The organism is Acidimicrobiales bacterium (assembly GCA_036273495.1).
Lineage (GTDB): Bacteria > Actinomycetota > Acidimicrobiia > Acidimicrobiales > JAJPHE01 > DASSEU01.
Map to the genome: position 1 here is coordinate 1 of DASUHN010000301.1, position 7,115 is coordinate 7,115.

9 protein-coding genes are annotated in these 7,115 nt (G+C 70.7%); 5 read left to right on the forward strand and 4 right to left on the reverse strand.

What is annotated here, in order from left to right; genetic code table 11:
• Positions 1–411: 411 nt before the first annotated feature.
• Together VFW24_12835 and VFW24_12840 are read right to left on the reverse strand one after the other, a co-directional pair.
• A complete protein-coding gene (locus tag VFW24_12835) occupies positions 412–786 on the reverse strand; it encodes a DUF5615 family PIN-like protein (GenBank protein ID HEX5267650.1) in 375 nt (124 codons plus the stop codon).
• Positions 783–1,013 (reverse strand): DUF433 domain-containing protein, encoded by a 231-nt coding sequence (locus VFW24_12840; GenBank protein HEX5267651.1) that lies wholly within the window; start codon positions 1,011–1,013, stop codon positions 783–785. Before VFW24_12840 ends, VFW24_12835 begins: the two co-directional genes overlap by 4 nt.
• Before the next feature lie 1,462 nt (positions 1,014–2,475).
• On the opposite strand from VFW24_12840, the gene VFW24_12845 reads away from it, so the two are divergent.
• A complete protein-coding gene (locus VFW24_12845) occupies positions 2,476–2,607 on the forward strand; it encodes a hypothetical protein (GenBank protein HEX5267652.1) in 132 nt (43 codons plus the stop codon).
• Between the two features lie 489 nt (positions 2,608–3,096).
• Here the strand turns inward: VFW24_12845 and VFW24_12850 are convergent, their stop codons facing one another.
• Positions 3,097–3,894, reverse strand: coding sequence for a universal stress protein (locus VFW24_12850; protein ID HEX5267653.1), 798 nt, complete (start codon positions 3,892–3,894; stop codon positions 3,097–3,099).
• Positions 3,876–5,258 (reverse strand): cation:proton antiporter, encoded by a 1,383-nt coding sequence (locus VFW24_12855; GenBank protein ID HEX5267654.1) that lies wholly within the window; start codon positions 5,256–5,258, stop codon positions 3,876–3,878. The genes VFW24_12850 and VFW24_12855 overlap by 19 nt, the downstream gene beginning before the upstream one ends.
• A 169-nt stretch (positions 5,259–5,427) precedes the next feature.
• On the opposite strand from VFW24_12855, the gene VFW24_12860 reads away from it, so the two are divergent.
• From VFW24_12860 to VFW24_12875, 4 genes are read left to right on the forward strand one after another with little or no spacing between them, the layout of a single operon-like run.
• Positions 5,428–6,003: a Na+/H+ antiporter subunit E gene (locus VFW24_12860; GenBank protein ID HEX5267655.1), complete on the forward strand. Its 576-nt coding sequence runs from the start codon at positions 5,428–5,430 to the stop codon at positions 6,001–6,003.
• 30 nt (positions 6,004–6,033) lie between these two features.
• Positions 6,034–6,294 carry a monovalent cation/H+ antiporter complex subunit F gene (locus VFW24_12865; protein ID HEX5267656.1) on the forward strand — a complete coding sequence of 87 codons (261 nt, stop codon included), beginning with the start codon at positions 6,034–6,036 and terminating at the stop codon, positions 6,292–6,294.
• Between the two features lie 14 nt (positions 6,295–6,308).
• Positions 6,309–6,647: a monovalent cation/H(+) antiporter subunit G gene (gene mnhG / locus VFW24_12870; GenBank protein ID HEX5267657.1), complete on the forward strand. Its 339-nt coding sequence runs from the start codon at positions 6,309–6,311 to the stop codon at positions 6,645–6,647.
• On the forward strand, positions 6,644–6,949 hold the full coding sequence (locus VFW24_12875; GenBank protein HEX5267658.1) for a DUF4040 domain-containing protein: 306 nt from the start codon (positions 6,644–6,646) through the stop codon (positions 6,947–6,949). Before mnhG ends, VFW24_12875 begins: the two co-directional genes overlap by 4 nt.
• Positions 6,950–7,115: the final 166 nt, after the last annotated feature.

The window sequence follows — 7,115 nt, forward strand, 5'->3', positions numbered from 1 at the left end:
CCTTCACCCCCCATTAGCGGGGACTGAGACCGACACCAGAGCGCGGGGCTCAGGTCGGCACCCGTGCGGTGGACGGCTACCGCAGGTCTGGCTCGCGACCCTCTCAGAAGTTCGGGTGGCCCTCTGGCCGGGCGCCCTACGGTCCGCGGAAAGTCCGCGGGACACTGCAAGTTCATGCCAGACGGTGAGAACTGCTGAAGCAAGAAACCCCAGGTCGGGGCGCATGTGGACCGGGGCACCGGTGGCCATCAGCCCCGCTCAGGAGTTCTACCTCTACTACGACATCTAGAGAACAGGGCCTGTGACCTGGGCTTTTGTCCTCGAAGACGGGTCTCGGGCCGTCGTGGGGCTGTCAGAGAAACTTGCGGGCTTCTGCGTGTCGTCAGGGCTGGCGGTCCTCGGTCACTGACGTCAGGACTGCGGCTCGATCGGCAGCGCCCGGAGGCGCGCCCGGCCGGGAGCAATGACCAGCACGGCGCCGCGCGCCAGCTCGTTTTCGGCCGCGTCGATATTGGCGAGATCGAGTCCCACCTGGGCCTCGGGGCGGCGCGGCGCCTGACGCAGCAGCACGACGCTCGGCCCGGGATGCCGACCGAGAGCCAGCAGTTCGCCGAAGTCAGTGTCGGACGAGACGAGCACCCGGTTCTCGGCGGCTGCGGAGGCCATGACCTGAGCATCTTCAGCGCCGAGCAGGCTCCGGTCTCCGACATGAACGGCGTCGTGGCCGGCGTCGAGCAGCAGGGCAGCGACGCGCGCCGACAGAGACTCGTCGACGAGGAACCTCACGGAGTGGAGCGCAGGGGCAGCTCGCGTTCGTCGACAGCGAGCGCGGCGTAGCGCAGGGCCTCCTGGACGTCCTCGGCCGAGAGCTGCGGGAAGTCGGCCAAGATCTCCTCGGTGGTCATACCGTCGGCCACCATGCCCACGACCGTGGCCACCGGGATCCGGGTACCCCGGACACAGGGCACCCCACCCATGATCCGGTGGTCCACCGAGATCCGCTCGAACGCCATACCGCAATGGTACGACCGGGTCGTCCCCACAGGCGGCGCTGACACCGCCTACGAGTGCCCGGCCCGCCGGGTCGACCAGATGGCCACGCCCACGTGCCGCTCGATCAGTGCCGTGACCGGAGAACCGCCTCGTGGGTCTGAGGCCGCTGCAGGCGATCGCCGAGGTCGAGGGACGCTCGGTGGCCCGATGTCGCCGGGAGTCGATCCGGGACCTTGGTTGCTGCCGCCCGCCGGGCGCGACCGGCGCTTCCAGCGTCTGCTGCGGGAGAACCTGGACCGCCAGCGCGCCATGCTCGACGACCTGTCCGGGCGGCGCGAGTGAGGCTCCTCTACGCAGAGACGGGAGGCGCCAGGCCCCGAAGCGAGTGCTGCTGCCGAGCCCCAAACCCGTCCGCGCGTTCTGTGGTCGTAGGCACGAATGGACAACCTCAAATCCCGGGCCGTGGTCGGGCCGTCAGCCGACGGCCCCGGGTGGTTCGCTACAAGCCGGGCGCCGCCTCGCTCCAGCGCAAGAACCCCGCACCACCCTTCGGCGCCGGGTGTCCGGCTCGACCAGAGTCACGACCGGGCCCTTCCGAGCAGGAGGCCGGCGGGCACCTCTGGACGCGCCCTCGTCTCTATGGCCCGGGTCGGCTGGACGTTGCCAGCGGGTCGACCCCCCTCCGCTTCGTGGCCACCACGACCACGGCGGCGATCAGCCACACGCCGCCGCAGCACGCGACCGCTTCGCGGAGGCGCGGCCAACGGACCGGGGCCGGCGCTGAAACGGCCACCGAAACAGCAGCAATCATGCGATCTCCGATTCCAGGCGTTGCCGGCTCAACTGCCGTCGTGAGGCAGCGCGGCGACGGCGTACGGACGGTCTCTCCCCGACGCCGATGCCGACTATGCCCTCGAAGCTCACTGAGCTTGGCAGCAGGATCACCGACGGGTAACTAGCGCTCCTCGATGCGAGCTTCCAAGGAACGGGTCGCTCCGACGCCCCGCTAGCAATGAAGATATCTCGTGCTACGATGGTATTGGAGAACTACCGAGATCCTGAGTCGGCCCGACAGCACGGGAGGAGGCAGCTTGGCGATAGAGGCGGTTCTGGCGGCGTTGGTTGTGCTGATGCTTCTCGTGGTTACGGCCATGGGGATAGAGGGACTCATGGGCGCCACCGGATTGATCAAGTTGGGGCGCTGCCGGACGTGCGACCATCTCACCATGACCACCCCAGGCCGGGTCTGTCTCTACTGCCGCCACCCCCACCTGGTGCAATTCCTCCATCTGCATCATCATGGGTTGGGCGGTCCGCCTCGCCCGCGGGCGGGCTGAGTCGGCTCGTCGAGGAGCCGCTGGGTTAGCCGATAGAGGTCGCCGTAGTTTGCGGCGTCCATCGTGCTGGCCACCGCCCTGAGCTCACGGCTGTCGGCGGACACCATCTACACCCTCAAGCCTGCGCCGGCGGGGCATCGACATCATGCGCGGGCGGGAGACCTCGCTCATGGAGATCATCTGGGTGGCCGACGCCATGACCCCGGTCCCCGAGGCCCTGACCCCCGAGGCCCTGACCCCCGAGGCACCCCTCCACCCCCGCACTGGGGGCCGATGAGCACCTCGACGCGGCGTTGGGGACCCTGGTCGACCACGACCGCAGCGGACTGCCGGTCCTCTCCACGGATGGTCCGCGCTTGGCCGGATGGGTGACCCATCGCGATGTGCTGCGCGCCTACGCCGAGCGGGTGTCCCACACCGTCTCTGAGGCGGTGGCCCAGCCCAGCTCCGTCGTCCCCACCGAGAGCCGGCTGCACGCGCCGTTGTCCAAGGGGATCGCCGGTCTGGAGGGCTACCAGGTGGTCGATCTGCGTCTGGCCGGGTCGGGCCCACCCGTCGGCCAGACCGTCGGGGGGGCCACCTGGCCGCCCGCCACCGTGCTCGTGGCCGTCCGGCGCGACGACGAGTGGATCACCGTGTCGGAGTCGACGGTGCTGGCCCAGGGGGACCGTCTCACACTCCTCGTTCCCGCCGATCACACCGACGAGCTCGACACCCACCACCGCAGAGCCCGGGTCCTGACCGAGCCGAAGGAGACGGTCCCTTGTCAGCCCTCGAGGGCTCGGTCCGGTCCGGTCGTCGCCGGGGCAGGGTTGGGCAGCACGACGACCACGACCGTACAGGCGGCGTTCTCGAGCACGTACTCGACGGTGTGCCCGAGGAAGGGCCGCCCCTCCATCGTCCGCGCCGTCGCGCCCAGGACCACGAGCTCGGAGTGCTCCGTTTCGGCCGTCTCGACGATCGCCTCTCCGGCCAGGGCGCTCTCGCGGCTGATCGTCCGCACGTCGACTCCGAGGTCGCGACCGTGGGAAGCCGCCCCCGTCAGCACGTCCCGACCGGCGCCCGCTCCGCTTCGGGCGCGCCTTCCCTGGTCCCCCGGTGTCCGAGTCACCACATGGACCGCGCTGACCTGGGTGCCCAGCTGCCGGCTCATCCGAAAGGCCACTTCCTGGGCCGCCCGGGAGGAGGCGGACCCCGCCACCCCGACCAGGGCCCGACCGAAGGCGGCCGGGAGAGGGCCCTCGGGGTCCCGGCCGCGTCGCACCACGACGGTTGGCACCTCGGCCCGGGCCAGCAGGTCGTCCACGACAGGTGAGAGCACACCGCCGGGGAGTGGGGCGTCGGCGGCGCCCACAGCCACAACTCCATAGCCGAGGCGGGCCTCGGCCAGGATCTCCTCGAGCACGTCCTCGGAGCTGATCTGGCGCCGCTCCACCTGCCGCGGGGCCAGCACCGCCTCGGCTGCGTGGACCCCGTCGGCCAGCTGGCCTCCGTCCGAGCCGATGGTGAGCAGGGTTACGTCGGAGTCCTCGGGCCAGGCCGCAGCTATGACCTCCGCCGCCACGATGGAGTTCGGGCTGCCCGAGACGGGATGAGCACCCGCTGGCCGCGCACGACCACGTTCTGCTCCATCTCGTTCTCGTGGCCGAGCCGATCCTGCTCCTCCCTGGTGCCGGTCCAGCCCCGGGCCGCGGTCCGGAGCAGCGGGGGAGTGGCGAGGGAGGTGACGACGGACATGAGAATGATCAGACTGAATGCGGCATTGGAGAGCAGTCCGGCGCGCAGACCCGCGGTCGCGATGATCACCTGGAGGGCGCCGCGCCCGTTGAGGCCGACACCGAGGACCACCCACTCCCGCCGCGGCAGCCGGGCCAGGGCCGCCCCACCGGCGGCACCGGCGAACTTCGCCACCGCCCCAACGGCGACGAGGCCGAGGAACGACGCGAGGATCGACCCGCGGCCGAGACTGGCCACGTCCACCCGCAGCCCGGCGGTGGCGAAGTACAGAGGCGCAAAGAGCCCCGAGCTCATGGCGGCCATGACCCGGCCTGCGTCCTCGTGCCGGAAGCGTGACCGTCCGAGAAGGAGCCCGAAGACGAACGCCCCGAGAGCTCCTTCGACCCCTGAGGTCTGGAAGGCGGCGCTGAAGACCAGGGCGCCGGCCAGCCACACCCCCACGCCGCTCACCAGGCTGGAGCCGCCCGCGAGCACCGTGCGCAGCTGGCGGTTGACCAGCCACTGGCCAGCGGTCCCGGCCATGAGGACCAGGAGGATCAGCGCCACACCGACCCGGGCGACGTGCCACGGTGACGCCGACCCTGAGCTCGCCGCCGTGGCGGTGGCCGCTGCCACGATCAGGAAGCCGGCTACGTCGTTGAGGGTGCCAGCGGCGAAGATCAGCTGACCGAAGTTGCGCCGGGCCATTCCCAGATCGGTCACGATCTTGGCGATCACCGGTAGGGACGAGACACCCATTGCCCCCGCCATCAGGAGGGTGAATCCTGTCCGGGCCCGGTGCGGGCCGAGCAGCACCTGGGGCAGGAACCAGGCCAGGACGCCGCCGGCCGCCACCGGGACGACCAGGCTCGAGGTGGACACCCATGCCGCCGCCCGTCCCAGCCGTCCGATGAGCTGCAGGTCCGTTTCCGCTCCGATGACCACGAGCAGGACGACCAGGCTGAGCTCGGACACGCTCAGCAGGGATGCGGTCTCCCCCGAGTGTTGGGGCAGGAACCAGTGAAAGCCGGCGGGCCACAGCTTCCCGAAGACGGAGGGGCCGAGCAGGAGCCCGGCTACGAGCTCCCCGATGACGGCGGGCTGTCCGAGCCGGCGAGCGGCGATGCCGAGCCCTCGGGCCAGGAGCAACAGGGCGGCGAGCTGGGTGAAGAGCACACCCAGGTCATGGTCGGACAGGGAGTCAAGGGTCACCAGCGTCGCTTCCCGGGCTCGTCATCCCCAAGCGTCGACCACCCCCGACTTCTGTACATCGCCCGGTCGACACAAACCCGAATGCACGTTCGACCCACCCCTTTGGCCGGGCCCGCCGCCTGAGGTCCGGGAGTGTTTTCGCGGTCCCCTGGGCGGGAACGCCACGGCCGTGGGGGCCGCCGAGCATCCGGGGGGCCATCCGCCCGGGCCGGCCGAGTGGGTGGTGCGGATCCTGGCCCTGGCCTGCTGGTGCCTGCTGGTGTGGATCCTCGTCACTTGGACCCGCACCCTGGAACAGCTGGCCTTCGGGGCCGTGATCTCGGTGGTCGTGGCGACCGGCCTGGCGACGTTGGGGCCGGTGGCGCCCCCGTGGCGGGTCCTGGCGCCGAGACGCTTCGCAGGAGGGCTGTGGCTGATCACCAACGCCCTCGGGCGGATCCTCGTGGCCAACGTCAAGCTGGCCGCCCGGATCTGGAACCCCCGGCGCCCCGTGGCGAGCGGGATGATCATCGTGCCGACCGAGAAGACCTCGGACGGCGGTCTGGCGGCGGTGGGGCTGATGACCTCGCTCATCGTCGACAACCAGATCGTCGACCTCGACCGTTCCCGCCACCTGCTCCAGTACCACGCAATCAGCGTCCCGGCGGGGAGTAGGGAGGACGCCCGGAGGGAGATAAACGGTCCGGTGGAGGACCTTCTGACTCCGATCGAGCGCGGTCGGGACCGGGACCGTCCCGACGGCTGAGGGCCATCCCCCTCGATTGGGAGGAGCGCGATGAACGGTCTCTACATCGCCGTGGCCATTGCCCAGGTATGCATGCTCGGCCCCCTGTTGTTCCGGCTGGGGCGGGGGCCGTCGGTATCGGACCGGATGGTGGCGCTCAACACCATGGCGACCGAGGCGGCCCTGGCCCTCCTGTTCTTCTCGGCGTGGGCGGACCGCACCGTGTACCTCGACGTCGCGGTCTGGCTGGCGTCGTTCAGCTACCTCGGCACCATCGTGTGGTCGCGCTACCTCGAGCGGGGGATGTTGTGAGGTTCGCCGCGTCCTTGATCCTCGCCGTCGTCGGCCTCTTCTTCTCGCTCTCGGGAGTGATCGGGATCGTGCGGATGCCCGACGTGTACTGCCGGATCCAGTGCTCGAGCAAGACGATCACCATGGGGGCTCTGCCCGTCCTCGTGGCTCTCGTGGTGGCGGAAGGCCCGATATCCAACTACGGGGGCCGCGCCCTGATCGTGGCCGCCCTCCTGCTGGTCATCAACCCGGCGTCCTCGCACTCGTTGGCCCGGGCCGCCTACAAGCGGGGCGTGCCGATGTGGCCGGGGGCGGTGCGGGACGAGCCGAAGGAGATCCGTCCGACGACGGGAGAGGACGCGCCCGGATCATGAGCGGGTTCTGGGCCCTCGACTACCTCTGCCTCGCCGCCATCCTCGCTGCCGCCGTGCTCGTGCTGAAGCTGCCCAACCTCAGCTCCGCCGTGGTGGCCCTGTCGGCCGTGGGCACGGTGCTGTCGCTGCTGTTCGTGGTCCTCGGTGCCCCCGACGATGCCCACTCAGAGGTGGTCGTGGGCGCCATCGCCCTGCCGGTCCTCTACCTGGTGGCCATCGGCAAGGCGCGAGCGGACGTTCCCGACACCGGTGGCCTCGGGGAGGCGGGCGCCCCCGCTCCTCGGGACGAGAGAGCCGGGTGACCGCCCCCGTTACCGGAGCCGAGGCCCCGGAGGAGGCCAGCGGGACCACGCCCGCCGAGCCCCTCCACCGGCCGGCGGCGGGGCTGCTCCTGGTCCTCGCCGTTGCTGGGCTGCTCGCGCTGGGCCTGGTGGGCCTGCCCCGGGCGGGGGCAGCTCTGCCCGACAT

What these genes read in the sequence shown, in the direction of transcription:
- VFW24_12840 (HEX5267651.1), bottom strand. Translation starts at nt 1,013, where the DNA reads ATGGCGTTCGAGCGGATCTCGGTGGACCACCGGATCATGGGTGGGGTG.
- VFW24_12845 (HEX5267652.1), top strand. Translation starts at nt 2,476, where the DNA reads ATGCGCGGGCGGGAGACCTCGCTCATGGAGATCATCTGGGTGGCCGAC.
- VFW24_12865 (HEX5267656.1), top strand. Translation starts at nt 6,034, where the DNA reads ATGAACGGTCTCTACATCGCCGTGGCCATTGCCCAGGTATGCATGCTC.
- VFW24_12875 (HEX5267658.1), top strand. Translation starts at nt 6,644, where the DNA reads ATGAGCGGGTTCTGGGCCCTCGACTACCTCTGCCTCGCCGCCATCCTC.